Genomic DNA, 24236 nt, shown 5'->3' with positions numbered 1-24236 from the left:
GATGTTGCTTGCCCTTGCACCTTTCTGCCTGGCTCCGGCAGCCATGGCGCAGGAAGCCCTGCCTGATCCTGCCGCCGTTGCCGAGGCGCTCGACCAGCACCCCATGGTCATCGCGGCACAGGCGCGGGTGAAGTCCGCCGCCGCCGATGCCCGGGCCCTTGCCAAGGGACCGCACGAATTCAGCCTGACCGCTGGCGTGGTCCGCCGCACGGTCGATATAGACGGTCGCTTCACGGAATACGACGCCTTGCTGACCCGGCCGGTTCGCTTGCCAGGAAAGGCATCGCTTGATCGCGAGATTGGCCGCCATGGCCTCGACGCTGCGGAAAACCGTGCGGAGGATGCACGCCATCAGGCGGCGCTGGTCTTGGCCGAAGCGTGGTGGGACTGGATTAGCGCGGCCAGCGAAGCCCGGATCGACGAGGTGCTGATCGAGAACCACCAGCGCCTGGTGGCGGCAGTTGGTCGGCGCGAAAAGCTGGGCGATGCATCCCGGCTCGAAGCGGATCAGGCAGAGGCCGCATTGGCCACGGCCCGCATCGGGCTCGAACAGTCCCGCGGGCGGGCGCTCCGGGCCCGGGCGCGTCTCGCCACGCAGTTCCCGCATCTTGCTCTACCAGTCGATGCTCCGCCGGTGCCCGAACCTGATGTTTCCTTCGGCAATTGGGAGAAGTATCGCGCGCTGATCCTGGCCAACAGCCATGAGATCGGCTTTGCCCGCGCCGAAGCGGCCCGCAGCGACAGTCTGGCCGCGCGCGCACGGCGGGAGCGCCTGGCCGATCCCTCGCTGGGCTTCCGGGTTTTTTCCGAACGGGGCGGAATGGAGCGGGGCGGCGGCCTGGTGGTCACGATCCCCTTCGGCGGCGGCCATCGCTCCGCGCTGGCTGATCGCGCTGCAAGCGAAGCCAGCGCTGCGGCTGCCGACCTTCGCCTGGTGGAAGCCAACGTTGCCGAAGTCGCCGCAACGGACATTGCCGAAGCCGAGTACCGCCTGGCCGCCTGGCAGCGCGCACGCGAGGCGCTGCAATCCCAAGTCGCCACCCTGACCAAGATGCGCCGTGGTTATGACCTGGGAGAACTGGATCTGATCGATCTCCTCGCCGCCGAACGGCTGACCGGCGAGGCATTCCGCACCGAAGCCCTGGCCCGCACCGAAGCCCACCGCGCCGCCACCCGGATCCGGATCGACAGCCACGAACTCTGGCTGAACGACTAGAGCAGCGGTGCGGACAACTGATGCAGGGAAGGGGTGGCGGACAGGGTGGGATTCGAACCCACGGTGAGCTTGCACCCACGGCGGTTTTCAAGACCGCTGCCTTAAACCACTCGGCCACCTGTCCTTGTGCGAACGCCGCTAGCGGCAAAGTGCTGCTTTGTCACGCCCGTTGCATTTCCAGAATCAACTTCGCTGTGGCAAGCTTGGCCGATGAAATTCCTGCGCAAGATTCGATTGGCAAGTCCTCTGGCCGTGGGGGTGGCACTGCTGTCCGCCCCGCCGGCCCAGCTGGCTGCGCAATCCGATCCTGCTGCCGGCTTCCAGGGCTATCTGCAACTGGTCTCTGCCAAGGCGCAGGGGGAGGGGGTCAGCCAGCAGGCGATCGATTCCATCCTGTCGGGCCTGTCCTACAACCCGCGCGTGGTTTCGCTGGACCGGGCGCAGCCTGGGTCCAGCCCGGGCGCACCGCCGCCGTTTTCCAGCTATTACGTCAAGCATATCGGGGCAGAGCGGATCAACCTGGGCCGGGCCGCCATGGCCAGCAATGCCGCGCTGGTTAGCCGAATTGAGGCGCAGTACGGCGTGCCGCGCAAGATGATCATCGCGATCTGGGGCAAGGAAACCTTTTACGGCCGGATCAAGGGCGACTTTGACCTGGCGCGTTCCCTGGCAACGCTGGCCTATGAAGGGCGCCGCCGGGCGCTGTTCGAAGGGGAACTGATCGCGCTGATGAAAATGGCCGACCGGGGCGTTCCGCGCGCCCGGATGCTCGGCAGTTGGGCCGGTGCGTTTGGCAATCCGCAGTTCCTGCCCTCGGTCTATCTGCGCGTGGCGCGCGATGGCGACGGGGATGGCGATGCGGATATCTGGAACAGCCGCGCCGATACCTTTGCCTCCATCGCCAACTATTTCCGCGACGCGGGTTGGCGACCGGGCGAGCCCTGGGGCGTCCGTGCCAGCACGCCGGCGGGACTCAACCGCAGCCTCATCGCGAGCCGGCTGGAATCGCCCAGTTGCCCCGCAGTCCACAATCGTCACTCGGTATGGAAAACCGTGGCAGAATGGCGCGCGCTGGGCGTGGTGCCGCAAGGGGCGATTGCCGATCAGACCATGGCAACGCTGTTCGAACCGGATGGCCCGGGCAACGGGATCTACCTGCTCACCGGAAATTACCGCGTGATCCTGCAATACAACTGCTCCAACTATTACGCCCTGTCGGTGGCCTTGCTGGCGGATGAGATTGCACGCTAAGCGCTGGCTGCCGCTGGCCCTGCTGATTGTCGCGGCGCCGGCTGCGGCGAAGCAGCCCGCGCCGCCATCGGCAGAGCAAGCGCCGATCGCCCTGCTGGTCGATGCCTCGTCCGGGCAGATGCTGTTCGCGCGCCGGGCGGAAGCCCGCTTTCTGCCCGCGTCAATGACCAAGGCCATGACCGCGCTGGTCGCCTTCGACCTGATCCGCGCCGGACGGCTGGACGAGCAAGCCCTGGTCGCCGTGCCGCCAGCGACGGCATCCCGCCTGTCGGGTAAAGGAACCTCGCTCTACCTGAAACCGAACGAGCGCATTCGCATTGCCGACCTGCTGCGCGGGGTGGTGACCGCCAGCGCCAACGATGCCGCCGCCGTATTGGCGGAAGCTGCGCTCGGCAGTCAGCAGGCGTGGCACCAGGCGATGAATCAGCGGGCGCAGGCGCTGGGCATGACCGGTAGCCACTTTGCCAGCGCCAATGGCTTGCCGGATGGCGGCAAGACCTATGTCACGGCTGCAGACATGGCGCGGCTCGGTCAGGCCCTGGTGCGGGAGCATCCGGAGCTCTATCAGCGCTATTTCCGCGCCAGGGAGATGACCCGGAACGGCCACCGCCTGTTCAGCCGCAACCCGCTGTCCGGCGTGGTCGCAGGTGCAGACGGGATCAAGACCGGCCATACGCGCGAGGCGGGTTACACCTTCCTGGGTTCGGTGGTGCGCGATGGTCGCAGGCTGGTGCTGGTGGTGGGCACGACGCCTTCGGAAGCTGCACGGGCCAAGGCTTCACGCGATCTGGTGGAGTGGGGCTTTGCAGCCTGGGATAGTCGTCCTTTCCTGGCAGCGGGGCAAGAAGTGGGCCGGATCAGGGTCCAGAACGGCACCGCCCGTGAGGTTCCGGTGACCGTGCCAAGGGACTACTCCATGGCGGTTCCGTCAGGCACCAATCCGGCGTTCCGGGCGGAGATTCACTATACTGGGCCTGTCCGGGCACCGATTGCCAAGGGTGCGCCTATCGCAACCCTTGAGGTGCAGATCGAAGGCCAACCGGCCTACCGCCTGCCTTTGCTGACGACAAAGTCCGTCACCACCGCCGGACCAATCGACAGGATCGTGAATGGCCTGCTAGGGCTGTGGGAATGACACGGGGCAAGTTCATCGCATTCGAAGGCGGGGAAGGGGCGGGCAAGAGTACGCAGGCCCGGTTGCTGGCGGCTGCACTGGAACGGCGCGGCGCGCCCAGCATCATCACCCGCGAACCCGGCGGCACTCCTGGCGCAGAGGCGATCCGCGCGCTCCTTTTGGGGACCGAGGGGGAGGGGTGGAACCCGCGCGCCGAAGCGCTGCTGTTTGCGGCGGCCCGCTCGGACCATGTCGAACGCCTGATCCAGCCCGCCGTGGCGGCAGGAAAATGGGTGATCTGCGACCGTTTCGTCGATTCAAGCCGCGCCTACCAGGGCGGCGGCAGCGGACTGTCCGATGCGGAAGTGCTCGAACTGCACCGCATTGGCAGCGGCGGCTTGCTTCCCGACCTGACCCTGCTGATCGAAGTATCGCCCGAAGTGGCCCGCCAGCGCACGGCTGCGCGCGATGTCGATGGGGCGGACCGGATCGGCGGGCGGGACGAGGGCTATCACGCCAAGGTTGCCGCCGCCTTCGCCCGGTTCGCAGAGGCAGAACCGGCGCGTTTTGCGCGGATTGACGGCAACGGCGATGCCGAAGCAGTCCACTCGGCAGTCATGGCTGCGCTCGATGGAATGCTGGACCAGGTATGACCGATCTCGCCGGTCATGAAGGCGCGTGGCGCGAGTTCCGGGCGGCCTTGGCCAGTCCGCGCATGCACCACGCCTGGATGCTGACCGGCCTGAAGGGGCTGGGCAAGGGCCAGTTCGCGCGCGCTGCGGCGGCTGAACTGGTTGCCGAACCCGGCATTCCGCAACCGCCAGCAGAGGCGCATCCCGACATCCTGATCCCCGAGCATCCTCCCGAAAACAAGGACGAGGCCAAAAAGCGCGAGGATGGCGGCGAATACCGGCGCAAGCGCGCCATTCCGATCGAGGAAATCCGCACCTTGATCCAGCGACTCCACACCCGGCCCACGCTGGGTTCGCGCCGCGCGGTGATCATCGATCCGGCTGACGATCTGGAGCGCAACGCCGCCAACGCCCTGCTCAAGGCGCTGGAAGAGCCGCCTGCCGGAACCTACTTCCTGCTGGTCACGCACCGTCCGGGCCGGTTGCTCCCCACCATCCGTTCGCGCTGCCGCGTGCTGCGCTTCAACCCGCTCGATCACGCCGCGATGGAGCGGATCTTGCGCGAATCCGCGCCCCAGGCCGAAGCGGCGGCGCGGGCGGCGGCAATTGCGGCGGCGGAAGGATCCCCGGGCGCGGCGCTGGACTTTGTCGATCAGGATCTGGGCAGATTGCACCAGGTCATGCTGCGCCTGATTGCCGAGGGGGACGAGCATTTCGCCCTGCGCGGGGAACTGGCGGAAGAAATCGGCACGCGGCCAGACCGGGAACGCCAGCAGGCCGCGGTTGACCTCGCGCGGGCAGTGGTCGCCGCCGAGCTGGGCCGAGGCGATGCACGCCGCAATCAGGCCGTGATCCAGGTTCACGGCGATCTGGTGCGCCTGTCCGGCCAGCTTCCGACCTACAATTTTGACCCGGCGCTGGTCGTGATGGAAATCGGGGCCTTGCTGGCCTCCCTCGCCATGCCTAGAGAGGCGGCTTGATTTCCCGCTTTTGAAAGACAAGCTGCGGCCATGGCCGAACCATTCTACATTACCACCGCGATTTCCTATCCCAACGGCAAGCCGCATATCGGTCATGCCTATGAGGCGATTGCTGCCGACGTGATCGCCCGGTTCCAGCGCCAGATGGGACGCGATGTCCGCTTCCAGACCGGCACGGACGAACATGGGCTGAAGATGGCGCAAAAGGCGCGCGACCTGGGGATCACTCCGGCGCAGCTTGCCAACGAAATGTCACAGCATTTCATAGATATGTGCGAAGGACTGAATGTGTCCTATGACGTATTCCTGCGCACCACGGAACCGCGCCACCACGCTGCCACCCAGGAACTGTGGCGGCGCATGGAAGCGAATGGCGACCTCTATCTCGATCGCTACGAAGGCTGGTACTCGGTCCGCGACGAAGCCTATTACGACGAGAGCGAACTGACCCAGGGCGAGGGCGGCGAGAAGCTCTCTCCCCAGGGCACACCGGTCGAATGGACCGTTGAGGAAAGCTGGTTCTTTCGTCTCTCCGCCTATCAGGACAAGCTGCTGACCCTGCTGGAAACTCCCGGTTTCCTGCGCCCGGAAAGCCGCCGCAATGAAATGATCGCCTTCGTGAAGGCGGGGCTGCGCGATCTTTCCGTGTCGCGCACCAGCTTTGACTGGGGGATCAAGGTGCCGGGCAGCGAAAACCACGTCATGTACGTGTGGGTCGACGCCCTGACCAATTACCTGACCGGGATCGGCTTTCCCGACGAAGGCGGTGACTACGCCAAGTATTGGCCGGCAAACCTGCACCTGATCGGCAAGGACATTGTCCGGTTCCACACGATCTATTGGCCGGCCTTCCTGATGAGCGCGCAGCTTCCGGTGCCGCAGCAGGTCTTCGGTCACGGCTTCCTGCTCAATCGCGGGCAGAAAGAATCGAAGTCGCTGGGCAACGTGACCGATCCCATGGCCCTGGCGGGGCAGTTCGGGGTTGATTCGCTGCGTTATTTCCTGATGCGCGAAGTCGCCTTCGGCCAGGACGGGTCCTACTCGCCAGAAGCCATCGTGACGCGCTGCAATGCAGAGCTCGCGAACAGCTTCGGCAATCTCGCACAGCGCTCTTTGTCGATGATTTTCAAGAATCTGGACGGTGAACTTGCGGAGTTTTCGACGCAAGCGGCCGACGATGAATTGCTGAGCACTGTCGCTCAAGCTTGCGGAAAGGACCTGGTCGCCGCTTTTGAAGCGCTCGATTTCTCCGCCGGGATCGAAGCCTGGATGCGCGCCGTCTTTGCCTGCAACCAGTACGTCGACGAGCAGGCGCCTTGGACCCTGAAAAAGACCGATCCGGAGCGTATGAAGGCGGTTTTGCTGACCCTGTTCAAGGCGGTGCGCGATCTGGCGATTGCGATCCGTCCGGTGGTTCCGGTGTCTGCCGACAAGTTACTCGACCAACTGGGCATTCCGGCTGCTGAGCGCGGGTTTGCGGACCTGGCGGATGGTGCCTGGTATCAGCGACTGCGGGCCAGCGGCTTCAAGCTGGAACAACCGGTTGGCGTGTTCCCGCGGCTTGAACTTCCGGCTGAGGACGCCTTATGCTGATCGATTCCCACTGCCACCTGGAATACAAGGGCCTGGTCGAGGACCAGCAAGGCGTTCTGGCCCGCGCGCGGGCAGCAGGACTTGGCGGTTTCCTTTCGATCTCCACCCGCCAGCGCGAATGGGCGCAAGTGATCGGCACGGCCGAGCGCGAGGCTGATGTCTGGGCTAGCGTCGGCATTCACCCGCACGAGGCCGATGGCCACAGCGACATGGGTGAGGGGGCCCTGCTGGAAGCGTCAGCCCATTCCAAGGTGATCGCGATCGGCGAAACCGGCCTCGATTACTATTACGACCATTCGGACAGAGAGACTCAGAAAGCCCTGTTCCGGCGTCATATTTCCGTCGCACGCGAAACCGGCCTGCCCCTGATCGTCCACACCCGCGAGGCCGAGGACGATACCTACGCGATCATGGCAGAAGAGATGGAGAAGGGGGCCTATCCCGCCTTGATCCACTGCTTCACCGCTTCGGCCGATTTCGGGCGCAAGGTGCTTGACCTGGGCCTGACCATTTCGCTGTCCGGCATCGTAACTTTCAAGAACGCCAAGGACTTGCAGGCTATCGCGGCGGAGCTGCCTGAAGATCGGATCCTGGTCGAAACCGATGCGCCGTTCCTGGCGCCGGTGCCGCATCGCGGGCAAGTTTGCGAACCGGCCTTTACTGCGGATACGGCGCGCTTTGTGGCGGGTCTGCGGGGGACAACGCCAGAGGCTCTGGCCGAAGCGACCACCCGAAATTTCTTCAACCTGTTCAGGAAAGCGGCATGAAACTGCTGGTTCTTGGCTGCGGGACGAGCACGGGCGTTCCCCGGATCGGCAACGATTGGGGCCACTGCGATCCCGCTGAACCCAGGAACCGCCGCAGCCGTGTGTCCGTAATGGTGGAAAGCAACGACGGAAGCCGCATCCTGGTCGATACCTCGCCGGATTTGCGCAACCAGTTCCTGACCAACGGGATCGACAAGATCGACGCGGTTTTCTGGACCCACGACCATGCCGATCATTGTCACGGCATCGATGACCTGCGCGTCCTGCGCTATGGCCGCGCGGGGCCGATTCCCGCCTATGCTGATGACGAGACGGTCCGGCGGCTGCGGCAGCGCTTCGGCTATGTTTTTTCCGGACAGGATGGCTACCCAACGATCTTGGCGCTCGACACGCTGGAGCGGGTGCGCATGTGCGCGGGGATTGGCGTGCGGCATTGCACCATGCCGCACGGCGCGATGGACAGCACCGCGTTCCGCTTTGATTGCGACGGAAAATCAGTCGGTTACGCAGTGGACTTCAACAAGATTACCCGCGAGATGGTCGATCTTCTGAGCGGAGTCGACGTGCTGGCGGTCGATTGCCTGCGCCGCGATCCGCATCCAACCCATTCGCATCTGGCCATGTCGCTGGAACTGATCGACGCGGTGCGCGCGGGGACCGGGATCCTGACGCATCTCGACAAGTCGCTGGACTATGCCTCGTTGCAGGCCGAAGTTCCTGCTCATGTCCTGGTCGGTTATGACGGGCTTGAGGTTACCGCGTGATAGCTTTCTCATCCGAAAGCCTGATTGTTCTGGCTATCGGTTGCCTGGTTCTTGATTTCGTCGCTTTCCGTCACGCTCGGGCAATTGCAGGGCATGGCCGCTTGCAGATGCTGCAAATGGCGGCAATCTGGGTCACCATTATCAGCGGATTAACCATCCTGATCTCCCTGTATCAGCAATGATCAGTTGAGTTAATTTAACATAATATATATTATCAGTCTTAAATAAGCGACCAGTCCATGCCCCCTCTCGAACGTCTCCTCTCGATCATGGCGCAGTTGCGCGATCCTCAGCGCGGTTGTGACTGGGACACTGCGCAGACCTTCGAAACGATCGCGCCTTACACGATCGAAGAAGCCTACGAAGTTGCGGACGCCATTGCCCGCAAGGACATGGCGGCGCTGAAGGACGAACTTGGCGACCTGCTGCTTCAGGTCGTGTTCCATTCCCGCATCGCCGAAGAAGCTGGCCATTTCGCTTTCGCCGACGTGGCCGCAGCGATCTCGGACAAGATGGAAGCGCGCCACCCGCATATCTTCGGCGACAGCAGCGAACAGGATCACTCCCGCGAAGAACGCTGGGAGCGGATCAAGGCCGAAGAGCGCGCGGCCAAAGGGGCAAGCAGCGCTCTGGACGGCGTTGCACTTGCCCTTCCCGCCGCGCTGCGCGCCGAAAAGCTACAGAAACGGGCGGCGCGTGTCGGTTTCGATTGGCCTGACGTGGAAGGCCCAGCTCAGAAACTGGTTGAAGAGATCGGCGAGCTTGCGGAAGCTGAAACGGAGCAGCACCGCTTTGAGGAGGCCGGCGACATGCTGTTTGCCGCCGTCAACCTGGTCCGGGCTTACGGCATACCGGCCGAAGAAGCCCTGCGCGCCGCCAATGCCAAGTTTGAACGCCGTTTTGCCGGAATGGAGGCCCTGGCCAAAGCGCGCGGCTTGGACTTTGCCAGCCTGACCCTGGACAAACAGGAAGCCCTGTGGGTTGACGTCAAGACGTCAGAGCCGGGTAAAGCGTCCTAATTCCCGCGGCTCAAGCCGAACCTCAAGCCGCCGCAGCGGTCCGCGCTCGTCTTCGCCAGCATCCTCTTCAGAAACCACTTCACCATGCGCGTGGAGCCAGGCGAGCCGCTGTCCGTCGCTGACCGGCAAGACAAAGGAATGAAGCCGCGCGCCCTGGGTCAGCAACTTGCTGACCGCTTCGAGCAATTCGTTACACCCCATTCCGGTCAGGGCCGAGACAGGCACGATCACTTCATCGCTGCGCGCCTTGATCCGGTCGGCCAGTTCCGCCGCGCGTTCCGTGTCGAGCAGGTCCCACTTGTTCCAGGCCTCGACAATCGGCACCCTGGGCGCCGTGCCGTCTTCCTCCAACAGCCCAAGGTCGGCCAGAATGCCTAGCACTTCCGTCTTTTGCTGGCTGCTATCCGGGTTCGCAATGTCCCGGACATGGACGATGACGTCGGCTGCCGTCACTTCTTCCAGAGTGGCGCGGAATGCGGCGACGAGCTGAGTCGGCAGGTCCGAAATGAAGCCCACGGTGTCCGAAAGGATCGCCTTGTCGACACCCGGCAGACGGATGCGCCGCATGGTCGGGTCCAGCGTGGCGAAGAGCAGGTCTTCAGCCATCACCCCTGCCCCGGTCAGATGGTTGAACAGGGTGCTTTTCCCGGCATTGGTATAGCCAACCAGGGCAATGACCGGCCAGGGCGCCTTTTCCCGGCGGCTGCGGTGGAGGCCCCGCGTCCGGCGGACCTGATCGAGTTCGCGGCGCAGGCGGGCCATGCGGTCGCGGATCATGCGCCGATCGGCTTCGATCTGGGTTTCGCCCGGACCGCCGAGGAAACCGAAACCGCCGCGCTGCCGCTCAAGGTGGGTCCAGCTGCGGACCAGTCGTCCGGCCTGGTAATCGAGGTGGGCCAGTTCGACCTGCAAGCGGCCTTCCGCCGTCGCCGCCCGCTCCCCGAAAATCTCGAGGATCAGACCGGTCCGGTCGATCACCTTGCGCTTCAGCTTTTCTTCCAGATTGCGCTGCTGGATCGCGGAGAGCGAGCCATCGACAATGACCAGTTCCGCCTCGCCCTGGGTGCAGGCGATGTCGATGTTCTGGATCTGCCCTTCCCCGAACAGGGTGCCGGCGCGCGCCTCGCGGATCGGGATGGCGATGGCATCGACCACTTCCAGCCCGATGGCGAAGGCGAGACCGCGCACTTCTTCCAGGCGTGCGGCCGTATCGACCGAGGCAGCGGCCCTGCCACGGAATTCCGGATACACGATCAGCGCCCGCGCGCCGCGGGTCACATCCTCGCGATTGTCGTCAAGAAAACTCAGTCGTCGTCGCCTTCTTCACCGTCCCAGCCATCGCCGGTCAGGTCCACCGGAGTAACCGGCTGAATGGTCGAAACCGCGTGCTTGTAGGCCAGCTGAACATAGCCTTCGCGTTCCAGCAGCATGCAGAACAGGTCAAACGCGGCAACGCGGCCCTGCAGCATCACGCCGTTGACCAGGAACATGGTGACCTGGACTTCGGACGCGCGCACGCTCGTCAGGAACACGTCCTGCAGTAGGCGAACCTTCTTGCCGCCTTCACCGCCGCTGGCAAACTGGCGCGCGTCGACCGGCAGGCTGGGCATGATGGTCGAAACGGCGTGCTTGTAGACCAGCTGGCTCTGCCCATCGCGGCGCAGCAGGATCGAGAAATTGTCGAACCAGGTGACAATGCCTTGCAGCTTCACGCCCTTCACCAGGAACATGGTGACCGGCGTCTTGTTCTTGCGCAGCAGGTTGAGGAACTGGTCCTGGAGGTTCTGGCCCTTGGCGCCGCCGGTTACCGACGCGGGCGCGGTTTCCGCTGCCGCTGTTTCGGCTTCAGTCTTGGCCGGACGCGGGCGTGCGGTAAGAGTCCGTGAGGTCATTGTCTGCTCCTTCTTTTTGGCGGCTGCTGGTGCAGTCCGCAATCTGGCCGGTTCGCCCGAACCGACCGGTTAATTGGGGGACCTGATAAACCTAAGACCGTTAAGGGTAAACGCCCTTTTTGACAGGGCGATTACAATTATGCGGTTACCTCGTCCTCATCCTCGCCTTCGCGGCGGTCAGCCATTCCCAGAAGCTTCAGCTTGCGATGCAGGGCCGAACGCTCCATTCCGATAAAGCTGGCGGTGCGGGAAATGTTCCCCGAAAAGCGCTTGATCTGAACGCGCAGGTACTCACGCTCAAAATTCTCGCGCGCCTCGCGCAGGGGCACGCCCATCAGGTTGGGCAGACCGTTGTCGCTGCTGATCCGGCCCGATACGACTTCGCTGGGCAGCATGTCTGCTTCGATCCGGGCAAGCCGTTCGCGCGGGGTGAGGATGATCATGCGTTCGACCACGTTGCGCAACTGGCGCACGTTTCCGGGCCATTCATAGCTTTGCAGCGCGGCCATCGCCTCTTCCGACACTTCGGGCGGCGGCACCCCCTGATCGGAGGCAAAGCGAGCGAAGAAATGGTCGACCAGCGTCGGAATGTCGTCGCGCCGCTCGGCCAGGCTGGGGATCGTCACGGGCACCACGTTCAGGCGGTAGAACAAGTCCTCGCGGAAACGGCGCTCGGCAATTTCCTTTTCCAGATCGCGCGCGGTGGAGGAAACCACGCGTACGTCAACACGGATCTGTCGGTGCCCGCCAACGCGGACGAAAGCTTGTTCCGTCAGCACGCGCAGGATGCGGGCCTGGGTCGATTCGGGCATGTCGGCCACTTCGTCGAGGTAAAGCGTGCCGCCGTCGGCCAGTTCCAGCAGACCAGCGCGGACCAGTTTTCCGTCCACTTCCTCGCCGAACAGTTCCTGTTCGAACCGTTCCGGGGTGATCCGTGCCGAGTTGACTGTGACGAATGCATTTTCAGCGCGCGGGCTCCAAGAATGGAGCAACCTTGCCGCGACTTCCTTGCCCGATCCGGCGGGCCCGCTGATCAGCAGGCGGCTGCCAGTATTGGCGACGCGCTTCAACGTGGCGCGGACCGTGTTGATCGCGCTGGAATTGCCGGTGAATTCGTCCGCAATGGCAAAGCCTTCGCGCAGGCGCGCGTTCTCGCGGCGCAGGCGCTCTGTCTCGGTCGCGCGGGCGACCAGCAGCAAGAGCCGCTCTGCCTCGAACGGCTTTTCGATGAAGTCCATCGCGCCGCGGCTGATCGCGGAAACTGCCGTGTCGATATTGCCGTGGCCGGAAAAGATGATGACCGGCAGTTCGGGCTCCCGCGCCTTGATCGCGTCGAGCACTTCAAGTCCGTCCATCGGGCTGCCGTGGAGCCAGACGTCAAGCAGAACCAGGCTGGGCCGGCGCTCGTCGATCATGTCCAGTGCCGAGGTGCTGTCCCCGGCGGTCCGGCATTGAAAGCCTTCGTCGCTGAGCACGCCGGCGACCAGGTCGCGGATGTCGCGTTCATCGTCAACGATCAGGATATCGAGTGCCATTGCCTTACCTCAAAACCTTTTCATCTGCCCCGTCGGCGCCGTGCTGGCTCAACCGGGGATCGCGGGCGAACCGCATTTTCACGACAGTTCCGTCTTGCTCTCCAGCGGCGAAAGTCATCTCGCCGCCATGCTCTTCAACGATCTTGTTCACGATGGCGAGACCCAGCCCGGTGCCCTTCTCGCGCGTGGTGACATAGGGTTCGACGATGCGTTCCTTGTCCTGCGGCAGGCCTATCCCGTTGTCCGCGATGGTGACGATCACATCGTCATCACTGCCCTTCAGCGAGACGGAAATTCGTCCGCGATAGTCAGCATCGCCGGTCTTCTGCCGCGCTTCGATCGCTTCGGTCGCGTTCTTCAGCACGTTGGTCATGGCCTGGCCGAACTGATGGCGATCACAGGCAATAATGCCCAGGTTGGTATCCGCCGCGAAAGCGAAGTTGATGTCGGGCCGCGCCACTTCCTGCAGGAAAAGCGCCTGACGGGCCAGATCGACCGGGTCCTCGCCGCGGAATACCGGCTTGGGCAACCGCGCGAACGAGGAGAACTCGTCCACCATGCGGCGCAGATCGCCAACCTGGCGGATGATCGTGCCGGTCAGTTCCTCGAACAGCTCCGCATCGGCGGAAACGAGTTTGGTATAGCGCCGTTTGAGCCGTTCGGTAGCCAGCTGAATCGGGGTCAGCGGGTTCTTGATTTCATGGGCGATGCGGCGGGCGACGTCAGACCAGGCGGCCTGCCGCTGGTCGAGCAACTGCCGGGTGATGTCTTCGAAAGTGACGACCGTGCCGGCACTGCCCTTGGTCGCCTTGACCGCCAAGGTTAGCAGCTCGCTGCCCCGGTAGTACTGCACCACCCCGCCCTCGCGCCCGCTTTCCGCTAGGGCCGCGATATCCGGCGCGATGCTTTCCAGCTTTTTGCCGATAGGCGGCTCGGCACTGCTATCCAGCAAGAGCTTCAGCGCCTGTCCGTTGATCAGGCTGATCCGGCCTTTGGCGTCGGTGGAAATGATCCCGGCAGAGACCGACTCCAGCACGGTTTCGATGAAGGCGCGGCGCTCGTCCAGTTGCTGGTTCGCGCCGACCAGGGCCTGGGTCTGTCGGTCCAGTTGCTGGGTCATGCGATTGAAAGCGCGGTTGAGCAGGCCGATCTCGTCGCCGCCGGTCCGCCCTTCGATCCGCATGGCAAAGTTGCCCGCCCCCACCTCGCGCGCGGCATCGACCAGATCGTAGAGCGGCTCCACCTGCCGGTCGGCAAAGCGCAGCGCGAACCAGACCGACAGGCCGACCAGCGCGAGGCTGGCCACGAACAGCAGCACGTTGAAGCGCAATTGCTGGATGCGTGCGCGCTGGGTCAGTTCTTCATAGGAGCGCAGCACGTTCTGCGCGTAACCCGTTGAAAGCAGGTCAGATTTGCGCGCTGTGTAGAGATAGATCCCGGCGCGGCGGTCGATTGGCGTCACGGCCTGGATCGAATTGCCGGTAGAGCTGACCACGATCGGCGCGCCGCCGTCCAGCTGGCGCAGCACTCCGGCGGAAACCTGTTCGGACAGCGGCTCTGGCCCTCTCGCCAGCGCGGCCCGGTGCAAGGCGCCGTCGCTGCCTTTTTGCAGAATGGTCGATTCACTGATCCGCCGCTGATGAACCTGATAGGAGTAATATTCCGGGAAAGCGGGGCTTGAGAACGACTCCTTGCTGAGAAAATCACCGACGTCGGCGGCCATGGCCAGCGATTCCAGCTCCAGGTCGCGCTCGGTCTGCTCGTAATAGGCGCGCGCCAGCTGGTTGGCGTTTTCAATCAGGCCGCGGGACTTGTCCGAAAACCAGAACTCCACCCCGGTCTGGAACAGGAACGAGGCAAACAGCACGACCATCAGGGTCGAGACCGCCGATGCGAGGGAGAACTGGAACACCAGTCGCACGTGGAGCCGACCCGTTCCGCCGCCGATCCGCTCAGCCGCGCGCTTCAAGGCCAGGCGCCGTCCGAGGAGGACGAGGATCGCCATGGCCGGAACCAGCGTGCCGATCAGCAGAGCGGCAGTCAGCTCCGTCGGGAGCAATTTGCCGGTGCTGGACGTGGAATCGAACTTGTACCAGGTCAGCCCGGTCATCACCACGAAGGCGAGGACCGAGGCAATTTCCAGGGTAGCGATCAAGTTGGCCCGCCGCGCGGCAATCTGAACGCGCCGCCACCAGTTGGGCCAGCTACGCGCATGTTTCAGAGAGCCGGTGATCACCATCGTTGCCATATTACAACAGCACTGTTGCAGTGATGCAAGCGGCTTTTGCCGAAAGGAGTGGATTTACCGTACCGCTTCGGCTGGATCTATTTCCAGTTCGGTCAGTCTTTTGCGCAGCGTGTTGCGGTTGATGCCGAGCAAGCTGGCCGCGCGAAGCTGATTGCCCTGCGTTTCGCGCAGTGCGGCAAGGAACAGCGGGCGCTCAAAGGCCGCGAGGGCAAGGTCATAGACCGTGCCCGGAGCGGGCCGCTGATCGTGCAGCCATTGCTCCACCGCTGCGTCCAGCTTGACCGGCCCGTCATTGCTTTCGGCGCGCGCCGCCTGAAGCAGCAGCGGGGCCACTGCTTCGGCCTCGATCCGGTCTTCGCGGACCAGCAGGGCCAGGCGGTAGATGAAGTTGCGCAGTTCGCGCACGTTGCCTCGCCAGGGCTGGCGGCTGAGCAGTGCTTCGGCCTGGTCGCTCAGGCTGTGGCGGGGCAGCCCTTCCCCGGCTGCCAGTTGCAGGAAGTGCCGGGCGAGCGCCGGAATATCGTCGCTCCGCTCGCGCAGCGGCGGCAGGGTGATCGGCACCACGTTCAAGCGATAGAACAGGTCTTCGCGGAAGGTGCCTGCGGCGATCATCGGTTCCAGGTCGCGGTTCGTGGCGGCAATGATCCGTACGTCGACCGCGATTTCTTCCCGCCCGCCAACGCGGCGCACCTTGCCCGATTGCAACGCGCGCAGCAGCCGCGTCTGCGCCTCGAGCGGCATGTCCCCGATCTCGTCGAGGAACAGCGTGCCACCGCTGGCTTGCTCAAACTTCCCCGCATGGCGCGCAACGGCGCCCGTGAAAGCGCCCTTTTCATGGCCGAACAGTTCACTTTCGATCAGGTCCGCCGGGATCGCCGCCGTGTTGACCGCCACGAAGGGACCGGTCTTGCGGTGCCCCAGCTGGTGGATCGCCTCTGCCACCAGTTCCTTGCCCGTGCCGCTTTCCCCGAGGATCAGCACGGTCAGGTCATTGCGCAGAACGCGGGTGATCATGCGATAGACCGCCTGCATCGCCGCAGAGCGGCCGACCAGCGGCAGTCCGGCGACAGGACTTTCGTCACTGCCGCTTTGCGCCGCTTCGGCATTGCCGACGGCCTGGCGCACGGTGCGGGCCAGTTCATCGATGTCAAAGGGCTTGGGAAAATACTCGAAAGCGCCGGTATCGCTGGCTCGGACTGCCGTATCCAGCGTGTTCTGTGCCGACAGGATGATGATCGGCATGCGCGGTGCGGCTTCGCGCACGGCACCGATAGTCTCGATCCCGTCACCGTCGGTCAGCATCACGTCCGTCACGAGGGCGGAATAGCTTTGCCGCTTCAGCAAGCGGTCGCGCTCAGCGATGGAATCGCAGCAATCGACGGTGAAGCCTTCCGCTTCCAGGGCTGCGGTGATGACCAGTGCGATCGAGGGATCGTCTTCAACCAGCAGGACGCTCATGCCGCTTCCTCATGCAGAATTTTCCGCCCCTCGCGGGCGACTGGCAAGTGAACCCGGAAATGGGTCCAGCCTCCGTTCGGATCGCGGTCGTGATTGATCCGGCCATTCATGTCGCGCAGCAGGCGCCGTACCAGGGCCAGGCCCAGGCCCTGTCCGCTTTTCTTGGACGTCACGAACGGCTCAAACACGTGCTCGCGCAGGTCCGGATCGATGCCCGGTCCGTTGTCGCTGATCCTGAGTTCGATGGGCAGGCGAAGCGCCTTGCCCGCATCACCGGTATGCAATTGCAGCCCGCTGGCAAAGCGGGTGCGGATCACGATGCGCGGCTCTGCTACGTCACGCGTCGCGTCCGCTGCATTCGCGAGCAGGTTGATCAGCACCTGCACCAGGGCATCGGCATTGCCCATGACCATCGGCAGCGACGGATCGAACTCTTCGACGATCTGCGGGGCCTTGCCGCTGGCTTCGATCACGGCGCGGGCACGGCGGACGGCCTCGTGAAGGTTGCAGGGCGCCAGGTCCAGCGAGGTCCGACTGGAGAGCGACTGCATCTGGTCGATCAGCTTGGCGATCCGGTCGACCTCGTCCGCGATCAGGCCAGTCAGGGCAAGGTCCTTGCCCTCCAGCTTGCGGCCCAGAAGCTGCGCCGCGCCGCGAATACCGGCGAGCGGGTTCTTGATTTCATGCGCCAGGATTTCGGGCGCGCGCAGCACGCCGCCCTCACCCGCTGCCGGGGCATCGCGCAGTGCCTCTGCCCCGCCGATGTCGATCAGGGTCAGGACTTGCCAGCCGGGTTGGTCGATCACCGGCGCCAAGGTCAGATCGACGTGGCGCGATGGCTGGCCCAGCGGCGCAATCGAAGTGGCGCGGGCGGAGAGCTGGCCATCGGCCTGGGCAAGGCGCTCGGCAATGCGCGGTTCTTCAAAGCGCAGCACGGCATCGAGCGGTCTGCCTTCAAGTCGGCGGAAGCTTTGCCCCAGCAATTGCTCTGCCGCCGGATTGGCTGCAGCCAGCTTCTGCCCTGGAGCCAGCAGCAGCACTGCAAAGGGCAAGCTGGCAAGCTGGCGCTGGGCTTCGGCCATCAGGCGGCGGCCCGTTCCAGGAAGGGATCGTAGAATTCACGCATCAGGCGCATGACTTCATCGGCGTCGTCGACAAAGTTGACCATGTTGCGGAACGAGGCCGAACCGTGCAGCCCGCGCGTGTACCATCCCAGGTGCTTGCGCGCCATCTTGACGCCGGTGTCGGTGCCATAGTGGTCCAGCATGGCCTGGTAATGCTCCAGAATCACCGCAAGCTGCGTTTCCAGAGTGGGATCAGCCAGTTTCTGCCCGGTCTTCAGCCAGTGCATGACCTGTGCGAGGAGCCAGGGCCGGCCATAGGCCCCGCGCCCGATCATCACGCCGTCAGCGCCGGACTGCTCCAGCGCCGCTGCGACGTCGGCGATCTCGCAAATGTCGCCATTGACGATGACCGGGATCGAGACGGCTTCCTTCACCTTGCGCACAAAGGACCAGTCGGCGGAGCCCTTGTACATCTGGTTGCGGGTGCGGCCGTGAACGGTGACCATCTGCGCTCCCAGATCCTGGGCAATGCGCGCCAGTTCCGGAGCGTTGAGGCTGTCATGGCACCAGCCCATGCGCATCTTGACCGTTACCGGCACTTTCACGGCCTTGACCGTGGCCTCGATCAGCTTTGCCGCCAGCGGCACGTCGCGCATCAGCGCCGAACCAGCATCCCCGTTCACCACCTTGCGCACCGGGCAGCCCATGTTGATGTCGATGATCGCCGCGCCGCGATCCTCGACCAGCTTGGCCGCCTCGCCCATCTGGACCGGGTCGCAGCCGACGAGCTGCATCGATACCGGCTCCTCTGCCGGGTCCCACATGGCTTTCTGCACCGAAACCCGCGTTTCCCGGATCGCGGCGGGACTGGCGATCATCTCGGTCACATTCAGGCCGGAGCCGAAGCGGCGGACCATCCGGCGGAATGGCAGGTCCGTAACCCCGGTCATCGGCGCCAGGATCACCGGGCAGTCGATGGCGACAGGGCCGACCTTGATCGGGGCCAGGCCAGGAGAGGGAGGAAGCGCGGTCATAGTAAGGGTGCCTAAAATTTGGGCAGCACATAGGGAATTGCCCCGCCTGCCGCAAGTCTTTACCGGGATCGCATGGCCGACAGCCCCTCCCCTTCCCGCACTGCCGCCGTGATCGTCGCCGCTGGCCAGGGCCTGCGCGCCGGTCAGCCCCTGCCCAAGCAGTTCGCCCTGTGGCGCGGCAAACCGGTGGTGCGCCATTCGGCAGAAGCGCTCGCCGCATCGGGTATCGCGCCTATCGTTGTCGCCATTCCCGCCGGGGCTGAAGAGGTAGCCACGGCTGCCCTGGCCGGGATCGCCGGTATCCGCCTGGTCACGGGCGGCGCTTCGCGGCAGCAATCGGTGCACCTGGCACTGGAGGCTTTGACGCAGGATGCGCCGGACATGGTCCTGATCCACGATGCCGCCCGCCCTGTGCTGCCCGTAGAGGTAATAAAACGGCTGCTGGCCGCGCTCGATACTGCACCAGGGGCCATTCCGGTCCTGCCTGTGGTGGACAGCCTGACCACCGCCGATGGAGCCATGATGGGCGCCCCTGCGCGGCGGGAGGATTTGCGCCGTGTACAAACGCCCCAGGCCTTCCGCTACGCCGAGATTCTCGCCGCCCACCGGGCATGGAGCGGCGCGGCTGATGCAGGAGACGATGCCCAGGTGGCACGCGCCGCCGGTCTGCCCGTGGCCCTGGTCGATGGAGACGAAGCCTTGCACAAATTGACCTTCGCCAGCGATTTTGCCGCCGCCCGCACTCCGATCCGGGTGGGAACGGGCTATGACGTCCACCGCTTCGCACCGGGCGAGGAAATGTGGCTGTGCGGAGTGCGCATCGAACATCACTCGGGACTTTCCGGCCACAGCGATGCCGACGTCGCGATCCACGCGCTTGTCGATGCAATCCTCGGTGCCGTGGGCAATGGGGATATCGGGAGCCACTTCCCGCCCAGCGACCCGAAGTGGAAGGGTGCCAGTTCCGACCAGTTCCTTGTTCACGCGGCAAAGCTGGCGGGCGAAGCGGGTTATCGCATCGGCAATGTCGACCTGACGATCATTTGCGAGGCACCGAAGATCGGGCCGCACCGCCCGGCCATGCGGGCGCGCCTCGCCGAACTTCTGGGGACAAGCGTGGAAGCAGTCAGCGTAAAGGCTACCACCACGGAAAAGCTGGGTTTTACCGGGCGGAGCGAGGGCATCGCGGCGCAGGCCGTGGCCACTCTTATTGCCGACTAGACGAAACCGGGCTGGATTTTCCCCGTTAACAGGACCATGGCGCCCTCCGCGATTCGCTAGGGGAAGTTCCGAAGTGAGTATCCTGTCCGAAGACCTGACTGAGCTGGCCGCGCGCGTGGTCGCTGCAAACCGTGAGAGCGGCAGGACGGTAGCGCTGGCCGAAAGCTGCACTGGCGGACTGGTCGCGGCTGCGCTTACCGAGATTGCCGGCTCTTCCGCCGTGCTCGACCGCGGGTTCGTTACCTATTCGAACGAATCCAAGCAGGAATCGCTGAACGTTCCGCGCGAAATCATCGAGACGTTCGGCGCCGTGTCCATCGCCTGCGCCTGGTCGATGGCCCAGGGCGCGCTCAACAACAGCCGCGCCGATGTGGCCGTCGCGATCAGCGGGATTGCCGGGCCCGATGGCGGCACGCCGCAAAAGCCGGTAGGAACCGTGGTCTTTGCCCGCGCAGTGCGGGGCAGCGAAGAACTGGTGGCCGAAGAGCGCTTGCTGGATGGCCAGACCCGTTCCGAGATCCGCCGTCAGGCCGCGCTGGTCGCGCTGGAGCTGCTGCTGCCGTAAAGCTTGTCCGCGCGTTCCTCAAACGCGGTGACCATCTTGCGGAAGGCGCGGTCAAAATACTGGCCCGCCAGCTTTTCGAACATCGCATTGCGGAAGGTGAATTCGACCTGGAAGTCGATTTCGCAGCCGCCGCCCTCGACAGGGCGGAATTCCCAGACATTGTCCAGATCGCGCATCGGTCCATCGACATAGATCACTTCGATCCGGTGTGGTCGGCTCTTGATCACGCGAGAGGTGAACTTTTCCCGCAACGCCTTGAAGCCCACCAGCATGTCGGCGACCATTTCCGTCTCGCTGTCAGAGCGAATCCGGGTCGCCACGACCCAGGGCAGAAACTCGCCATAGCGCGCGACGTCGGCGACCAGGTCGAACATCTGTTCGACCGTATAGGGCAAGCGGCGGACTTCGCGGCTTCCGGGCATCAGCCCACCCTCCGCTCGTGCTGAGCTTGTCGAAGCACCTGTTGGCCCAACGCCGCCTTCGACAGGCTCAGGCTGAGCGGGTTATGGGACGCAGCCATGGTCAACGGCGGGTGCTTCCGATCTTGGCCTGACGGGCAGCGCGCATCTGCTTGAAATCATCACCCGCGTGATAGCTGGAGCGGGTCAGCGGGCTGGCTGCGACTTGCAGAAAGCCCTTGGCCCGCGCGATCGAGCCATAGGCGTCGAAGGTCTGCGGCGTGACGAATTCCATGACCTTGGTGTGCTTGGGCGTGGGCTGCAGGTATTGACCCATAGTGATGAAGTCGATCCCGGCGCTGCGCATGTCGTCCATCACCTGATGAACCTCAAGCCGCTCCTCGCCCAGGCCCAGCATGATCCCGCTCTTGGTAAAGACCAGCGGGTCGTGGTTCTTCACCTCTTCCAGCAAGCGCAGCGAAGCATAGTACCGCGCGCCCGGACGGATCGTCGGGTAAAGCCGGGGGACCGTTTCCAGGTTGTGATTGTAAACATCCGGACCCGCCGCGACGATTGCTTCGACCGCGGGGCGCATCTTGCCGCGAAAGTCCGGAGTGAGGATCTCGATAGTGGTGTCGGGCGTGGCGGCCCGCAGCGCCTTGATCACCTTGACGAACTGCCCTGCTCCGCCATCCGGCAGGTCATCGCGGTCGACCGAGGTGATGACGATATGTTCCAGCCCCATCTTGGCCGCTGCAATCGCAACGTGTTCCGGCTCCAGCGGATCGACCGCGCGGGGCATCCCGGTCTTGACGTTGCAGAACGCGCAGGCGCGGGTGCACACATCGCCCAGAATCATCACCGTCGCGTGCTTCTTGGTCCAGCACTCGCCAATATTCGGACAAGCCGCTTCTTCGCAAACCGTGTTCAGCTTGAGGTCGCGCATCAGCTTACGGGTTTCCCCATAACCCTTACTTGTCGGGGCCTTGACGCGAATCCAGTCCGGCTTGCGCTGGCGCTCCGGTGCGGGGGGCGATGAAAGATCGTTCATGGCGCCCAGATAGGCGCAGGCGGCAAGGCTTGCCAGTGCGAATTTATGGGGGCAAGGGACCGGGCATGGACAGCACACCTTCCACGGGCCTGGACCGCCTGATCGCCGGCTATCGCCGTTTCATCCGCACCGGTTGGGAACCGCACCGCAAACGCTGGGAAACCCTGCGCGAAGGGCAGCAGCCCGACGTGCTGGTCATCGCCTGCTCCGACAGCCGAGTCGATCCCAGCCAGATCTTCGACGTTTATCCCGGCGAAGTTTTCGTCGTCCGCAACGTGGCTGCACTGGTTCCGCCGTTCGAGACGAATCCGGGTCGTCACGGCGTTTCGGCAGCGCTCGAATTTGCGGTGCAAGTGCTACAGGTGAAGGAAATCGTGGTCATGGGCCATGGTCGCTGCGGCGGTTGCAAGGTAGCCCTGACGGGCGAGCTGAAAGACGCCGCTCCGGGCGAAGGCGGGTTCATTGCCGAATGGATCGGCCTGCTGGATCATGTGCGAGGGCCGGTGGTGCACTCGCATGGCACCGAGGGCCGCGAGGCGGAACATGCTATGGAGCAGGCCGCCGTCCAGGTCAGCCTCGACAACCTGCGCACCTTCCCCTGCATCCGCCAGAAGGAACGCGCAGGCGAACTGCGCCTGACCGGCGCGATCTTCGCGATCTCCGATGGCATGCTGCACTTGCTGGACGAGGAGACCGGAACCTACGCCCCGGTCCCGCAGGAATAGCTTCCCGCAATCCCACAAACGAAAAGGGCGGCCCCGCAAGGCCGCCCTTTCTTTTGGCATTTTGCCGTCAGCTTACTGCGCGGGCGCAGCCTTGCTCTTGGCATAGGCCGACCACAGCGCCGCGATCGGTGCGCGCAGACCGGTAACCTTGGCAAAGGTCGCCTGGGCTTCGGCAGTCTTGCCGAGGTCGGTCTGGGCAATACCGAGGCGGGTCAGCACGCGCGGCGCATCGACACCGGGCTTGCTGAGCGCGATCTGGTACAGCGCTTCCGCTTTGGCGGCATCGCCATAGCTGAGGAACGCGTCGCCGCCGGCCATGGCCGTTGCGGCAGAGCCGCTGGCAGCGCGGGCATCACGCTCCAGACCGACCAGCGAGGCCTTGTCCGCAGCGATGCGGCCCGAGGCAATGTTGCGGGCATCAGAAACGCTGACGTCGCTGGCCTGGAGCTTGCCCGAAGCAATCCCCAGGTCGATCACCTTCAGCGCTTCGGCCGGCAGACGGCGAGGGTCGGCAGCCTGGATATACTCGAAGTAGTCACGAGCTTCCGACCAGCTGCCCGTACGATCCATCAGGCGCATCAGGTCAAGCTGTTCCTGGTTCTGGAACTGGCTCATGTCGCGGATCACGGCGATGGCCAGGGCCCAGTTGTCCTTGCTCGGATAACCCTCAACCAGCTTGTTCGAGAAAGCGACCGCCTCAGGGGCCAGCTTTGCCTTGTACGACACGACGATACCCTTGCGGATCCAGTCTTCCGGAGCTGCAGCGCCGCGCTTGGCAATGGCAGCATTGAGCACCTTCAGGCCTTCGGCCACCTGGTTGTCGTTGAAGTAGGAATCAGCGAGCAGGCCGTCGATGCCGCCTTCGGTGTAACCGCCAGCAATCGCCGCCTGGAATGCGGCGCGGGCCCCGGCATAATCGCGCGAGTCGAAGGCCAGACCGCCGATGTAGTAATTGAACTTGGCCGCATCTGCCGCAGCGACCTTGCCGCTGTCGACCATCGACTGCAGGCCGCGGCGCTGCATCTTCTTGTCCAGCGAGAGCTGGCCCAGCGTCAGGCCGAGCTGACCGGCAACGAACTTGTCATCGGGCGTGGTTGCGGCGGTGAAGGCGTTTTCGACGGCCTGGTTTTCAGCAGCAACCACAGTGCCCAGGGCAGCGATCGCGGCATCGTACTTGGCGCGGGCGGTATCACGGGCAGCCTTGCCCTGTGCGCTGCGGTATGCGTTTTCAGCAGCCGTCGCAGCCTCGCGGCCAGCAACCACGTCCGGACGCTTGGCAGCAGCGTCAAGCGCGGTCTTGGCAGCCTGGTAGGCCGGCATGAAGCCCTTCGACAGGGTAATCTTCGGCGCTTCGGCCTTCTTTTCCTTTTCCTTGGCCATGGCCGGAGCGCTTACGCCGCCAGCGGCAACACCCATTGCAAGGGCAAGGCCCAGCGCAGTGCGGGCGAAAAACTTGGCACGAACCATACGAAATCTTCTCCTTGGCATCCATGGCGCCCGTGGCGCTTTGGCAGCTAACTTCCTCTGCTTCGCCATAGGCGTTCGCACGCCCCCTTGGCAACAGGCCAGCGCACTAGCCATGCCCGGTTGAACGGCAATTGAATGACCGCGCGCCCGCCCGTTCAGGATTGCGCTGCAAAGTGTGGAAAAAACCCCTCTCAAGGCCGCTTTCAGGCTGGTTATGCTGGCCTTGCGGGGGGCATTGTCCT

General features: G+C 64.2%; 23 protein-coding genes and 1 tRNA gene. 13 read left to right on the top strand and 11 right to left on the bottom strand.

All coding sequences use genetic code 11. The features are described from left to right. The first annotated feature begins 43 nt into the window (after positions 1-43). Positions 44-1216, top strand: coding sequence for a TolC family protein (locus ACQKOE_RS02605; RefSeq protein ID WP_427511425.1), 1173 nt, complete (start codon positions 44-46; stop codon positions 1214-1216). A 34-nt stretch (positions 1217-1250) separates the two neighbouring features. On the opposite strand, the gene ACQKOE_RS02600 is transcribed toward ACQKOE_RS02605, so the two are convergent. Further along, positions 1251-1340: transfer RNA gene (locus ACQKOE_RS02600), tRNA-Ser, on the bottom strand. An 86-nt stretch (positions 1341-1426) separates the two neighbouring features. Between ACQKOE_RS02600 and ACQKOE_RS02595 the strand changes: the two genes are divergently transcribed. Genes ACQKOE_RS02595 through mazG form a run of 9 tightly spaced genes read left to right on the top strand, consistent with a single transcriptional unit; the run spans position 1427 to position 9336 of the window. After that, positions 1427-2467 carry a lytic murein transglycosylase gene (locus ACQKOE_RS02595; protein ID WP_427511424.1) on the top strand — a complete coding sequence of 347 codons (1041 nt, stop codon included), beginning with the start codon at positions 1427-1429 and terminating at the stop codon, positions 2465-2467. Continuing rightward, on the top strand, positions 2451-3602 hold the full coding sequence (locus tag ACQKOE_RS02590; RefSeq protein WP_427511423.1) for a D-alanyl-D-alanine carboxypeptidase family protein: 1152 nt from the start codon (positions 2451-2453) through the stop codon (positions 3600-3602). The genes ACQKOE_RS02595 and ACQKOE_RS02590 overlap by 17 nt, the downstream gene beginning before the upstream one ends. Continuing rightward, positions 3599-4234: a dTMP kinase gene (tmk, locus tag ACQKOE_RS02585; RefSeq protein ID WP_427511422.1), complete on the top strand. Its 636-nt coding sequence runs from the start codon at positions 3599-3601 to the stop codon at positions 4232-4234. The genes ACQKOE_RS02590 and tmk overlap by 4 nt, the downstream gene beginning before the upstream one ends. Continuing rightward, a complete protein-coding gene (locus ACQKOE_RS02580) occupies positions 4231-5193 on the top strand; it encodes a DNA polymerase III subunit delta' (RefSeq protein WP_427511421.1) in 963 nt (320 codons plus the stop codon). The genes tmk and ACQKOE_RS02580 overlap by 4 nt, the downstream gene beginning before the upstream one ends. Positions 5194-5223: 30 nt before the next feature. Further along, positions 5224-6786 carry a methionine--tRNA ligase gene (metG, locus tag ACQKOE_RS02575; RefSeq protein WP_427511420.1) on the top strand — a complete coding sequence of 521 codons (1563 nt, stop codon included), beginning with the start codon at positions 5224-5226 and terminating at the stop codon, positions 6784-6786. Continuing rightward, positions 6780-7553 carry a TatD family hydrolase gene (locus tag ACQKOE_RS02570; protein ID WP_427511419.1) on the top strand — a complete coding sequence of 258 codons (774 nt, stop codon included), beginning with the start codon at positions 6780-6782 and terminating at the stop codon, positions 7551-7553. Before metG ends, ACQKOE_RS02570 begins: the two co-directional genes overlap by 7 nt. Further along, on the top strand, positions 7550-8317 hold the full coding sequence (locus ACQKOE_RS02565; protein ID WP_427511418.1) for an MBL fold metallo-hydrolase: 768 nt from the start codon (positions 7550-7552) through the stop codon (positions 8315-8317). Before ACQKOE_RS02570 ends, ACQKOE_RS02565 begins: the two co-directional genes overlap by 4 nt. Next, entirely contained in the window at positions 8314-8499 is a 186-nt protein-coding gene (locus tag ACQKOE_RS02560; RefSeq protein WP_427511417.1) for a hypothetical protein, read from the top strand. The genes ACQKOE_RS02565 and ACQKOE_RS02560 overlap by 4 nt, the downstream gene beginning before the upstream one ends. Before the next feature lie 57 nt (positions 8500-8556). After that, entirely contained in the window at positions 8557-9336 is a 780-nt protein-coding gene (gene mazG / locus ACQKOE_RS02555) for a nucleoside triphosphate pyrophosphohydrolase (RefSeq protein ID WP_427511416.1), read from the top strand. Here mazG and hflX read toward each other — a convergent pair. The 7 genes from hflX to dusB all read right to left on the bottom strand — a co-directional run bounded on the left by hflX (position 9313) and on the right by dusB (position 18567). Then, positions 9313-10614 carry a GTPase HflX gene (gene hflX / locus ACQKOE_RS02550; RefSeq protein WP_427511415.1) on the bottom strand — a complete coding sequence of 434 codons (1302 nt, stop codon included), beginning with the start codon at positions 10612-10614 and terminating at the stop codon, positions 9313-9315. The genes mazG and hflX overlap by 24 nt on opposite strands. 26 nt (positions 10615-10640) lie before the next feature. Continuing rightward, positions 10641-11228, bottom strand: coding sequence for an RNA chaperone Hfq (gene hfq / locus ACQKOE_RS02545; RefSeq protein WP_427511414.1), 588 nt, complete (start codon positions 11226-11228; stop codon positions 10641-10643). A 137-nt stretch (positions 11229-11365) separates the two neighbouring features. After that, a complete protein-coding gene (locus ACQKOE_RS02540) occupies positions 11366-12763 on the bottom strand; it encodes a sigma-54-dependent transcriptional regulator (RefSeq protein ID WP_374588091.1) in 1398 nt (465 codons plus the stop codon). A 4-nt stretch (positions 12764-12767) separates the two neighbouring features. Next, positions 12768-15002 carry a sensor histidine kinase gene (locus ACQKOE_RS02535; RefSeq protein WP_427511946.1) on the bottom strand — a complete coding sequence of 745 codons (2235 nt, stop codon included), beginning with the start codon at positions 15000-15002 and terminating at the stop codon, positions 12768-12770. 63 nt (positions 15003-15065) lie between these two features. Further along, a complete protein-coding gene (locus ACQKOE_RS02530) occupies positions 15066-16469 on the bottom strand; it encodes a sigma-54-dependent transcriptional regulator (RefSeq protein ID WP_427511413.1) in 1404 nt (467 codons plus the stop codon). Continuing rightward, positions 16466-17551 carry a two-component system sensor histidine kinase NtrB gene (locus tag ACQKOE_RS02525; RefSeq protein ID WP_427511412.1) on the bottom strand — a complete coding sequence of 362 codons (1086 nt, stop codon included), beginning with the start codon at positions 17549-17551 and terminating at the stop codon, positions 16466-16468. The genes ACQKOE_RS02530 and ACQKOE_RS02525 overlap by 4 nt, the downstream gene beginning before the upstream one ends. After that, the gene (gene dusB, locus ACQKOE_RS02520; protein ID WP_427511411.1) at positions 17551-18567 is read right to left on the bottom strand and encodes a tRNA dihydrouridine synthase DusB; all 1017 of its coding nucleotides are present in this window, start codon (positions 18565-18567) and stop codon (positions 17551-17553) included. Before dusB ends, ACQKOE_RS02525 begins: the two co-directional genes overlap by 1 nt. A gap of 72 nt (positions 18568-18639) precedes the next feature. On the opposite strand from dusB, the gene ACQKOE_RS02515 reads away from it, so the two are divergent. Together ACQKOE_RS02515 and ACQKOE_RS02510 are read left to right on the top strand one after the other, a co-directional pair. Continuing rightward, on the top strand, positions 18640-19788 hold the full coding sequence (locus ACQKOE_RS02515) for a bifunctional 2-C-methyl-D-erythritol 4-phosphate cytidylyltransferase/2-C-methyl-D-erythritol 2,4-cyclodiphosphate synthase (protein WP_427511410.1): 1149 nt from the start codon (positions 18640-18642) through the stop codon (positions 19786-19788). A gap of 73 nt (positions 19789-19861) precedes the next feature. Beyond that, positions 19862-20353, top strand: a complete 492-nt coding sequence (locus tag ACQKOE_RS02510; protein WP_427511409.1) for a CinA family protein — start codon at positions 19862-19864, stop codon at positions 20351-20353. On the opposite strand, the gene ACQKOE_RS02505 is transcribed toward ACQKOE_RS02510, so the two are convergent. Further along, positions 20314-20775, bottom strand: coding sequence for a type II toxin-antitoxin system RatA family toxin (locus tag ACQKOE_RS02505; RefSeq protein ID WP_427511408.1), 462 nt, complete (start codon positions 20773-20775; stop codon positions 20314-20316). The two genes, ACQKOE_RS02510 and ACQKOE_RS02505, sit on opposite strands and share 40 nt — an antisense overlap. A gap of 100 nt (positions 20776-20875) precedes the next feature. Next, positions 20876-21802 (bottom strand): lipoyl synthase, encoded by a 927-nt coding sequence (gene lipA / locus ACQKOE_RS02500; RefSeq protein WP_374588104.1) that lies wholly within the window; start codon positions 21800-21802, stop codon positions 20876-20878. 65 nt (positions 21803-21867) lie between these two features. On the opposite strand from lipA, the gene ACQKOE_RS02495 reads away from it, so the two are divergent. Then, the gene (locus ACQKOE_RS02495; protein WP_427511407.1) at positions 21868-22527 is read left to right on the top strand and encodes a carbonic anhydrase; all 660 of its coding nucleotides are present in this window, start codon (positions 21868-21870) and stop codon (positions 22525-22527) included. 72 nt (positions 22528-22599) lie between these two features. Here the strand turns inward: ACQKOE_RS02495 and ACQKOE_RS02490 are convergent, their stop codons facing one another. Further along, a complete protein-coding gene (locus tag ACQKOE_RS02490) occupies positions 22600-23994 on the bottom strand; it encodes a hypothetical protein (protein ID WP_427511406.1) in 1395 nt (464 codons plus the stop codon). Positions 23995-24236: the final 242 nt, after the last annotated feature.

This window comes from Novosphingobium sp. NPDC080210 (genome assembly GCF_050281025.1).
GTDB lineage: Bacteria > Pseudomonadota > Alphaproteobacteria > Sphingomonadales > Sphingomonadaceae > Novosphingobium.
This window is presented reverse-complemented; position numbering and strand designations above follow the sequence as displayed.

What these genes read in the sequence shown, in the direction of transcription:
- ACQKOE_RS02525 (WP_427511412.1), bottom strand. Translation starts at nt 17,551, where the DNA reads ATGGCCGAAGCCCAGCGCCAGCTTGCCAGCTTGCCCTTTGCAGTGCTG.
- ACQKOE_RS02530 (WP_427511413.1), bottom strand. Translation starts at nt 16,469, where the DNA reads ATGAGCGTCCTGCTGGTTGAAGACGATCCCTCGATCGCACTGGTCATC.
- ACQKOE_RS02535 (WP_427511946.1), bottom strand. Translation starts at nt 15,002, where the DNA reads ATGGTGATCACCGGCTCTCTGAAACATGCGCGTAGCTGGCCCAACTGG.
- ACQKOE_RS02505 (WP_427511408.1), bottom strand. Translation starts at nt 20,775, where the DNA reads ATGCCCGGAAGCCGCGAAGTCCGCCGCTTGCCCTATACGGTCGAACAG.
- mazG (WP_427511416.1), top strand. Translation starts at nt 8,557, where the DNA reads ATGCCCCCTCTCGAACGTCTCCTCTCGATCATGGCGCAGTTGCGCGAT.
- ACQKOE_RS02570 (WP_427511419.1), top strand. Translation starts at nt 6,780, where the DNA reads ATGCTGATCGATTCCCACTGCCACCTGGAATACAAGGGCCTGGTCGAG.
- ACQKOE_RS02495 (WP_427511407.1), top strand. Translation starts at nt 21,868, where the DNA reads ATGGACAGCACACCTTCCACGGGCCTGGACCGCCTGATCGCCGGCTAT.
- ACQKOE_RS02565 (WP_427511418.1), top strand. Translation starts at nt 7,550, where the DNA reads ATGAAACTGCTGGTTCTTGGCTGCGGGACGAGCACGGGCGTTCCCCGG.
- metG (WP_427511420.1), top strand. Translation starts at nt 5,224, where the DNA reads ATGGCCGAACCATTCTACATTACCACCGCGATTTCCTATCCCAACGGC.
- tmk (WP_427511422.1), top strand. Translation starts at nt 3,599, where the DNA reads ATGACACGGGGCAAGTTCATCGCATTCGAAGGCGGGGAAGGGGCGGGC.
- ACQKOE_RS02490 (WP_427511406.1), bottom strand. Translation starts at nt 23,994, where the DNA reads ATGGTTCGTGCCAAGTTTTTCGCCCGCACTGCGCTGGGCCTTGCCCTT.
- lipA (WP_374588104.1), bottom strand. Translation starts at nt 21,802, where the DNA reads ATGAACGATCTTTCATCGCCCCCCGCACCGGAGCGCCAGCGCAAGCCG.
- ACQKOE_RS02605 (WP_427511425.1), top strand. Translation starts at nt 44, where the DNA reads ATGGCGCAGGAAGCCCTGCCTGATCCTGCCGCCGTTGCCGAGGCGCTC.
- ACQKOE_RS02590 (WP_427511423.1), top strand. Translation starts at nt 2,451, where the DNA reads ATGAGATTGCACGCTAAGCGCTGGCTGCCGCTGGCCCTGCTGATTGTC.
- ACQKOE_RS02515 (WP_427511410.1), top strand. Translation starts at nt 18,640, where the DNA reads ATGGCCGACAGCCCCTCCCCTTCCCGCACTGCCGCCGTGATCGTCGCC.
- dusB (WP_427511411.1), bottom strand. Translation starts at nt 18,567, where the DNA reads ATGACCGCGCTTCCTCCCTCTCCTGGCCTGGCCCCGATCAAGGTCGGC.
- ACQKOE_RS02580 (WP_427511421.1), top strand. Translation starts at nt 4,231, where the DNA reads ATGACCGATCTCGCCGGTCATGAAGGCGCGTGGCGCGAGTTCCGGGCG.
- hfq (WP_427511414.1), bottom strand. Translation starts at nt 11,228, where the DNA reads ATGACCTCACGGACTCTTACCGCACGCCCGCGTCCGGCCAAGACTGAA.
- ACQKOE_RS02595 (WP_427511424.1), top strand. Translation starts at nt 1,427, where the DNA reads ATGAAATTCCTGCGCAAGATTCGATTGGCAAGTCCTCTGGCCGTGGGG.
- ACQKOE_RS02540 (WP_374588091.1), bottom strand. Translation starts at nt 12,763, where the DNA reads ATGGCACTCGATATCCTGATCGTTGACGATGAACGCGACATCCGCGAC.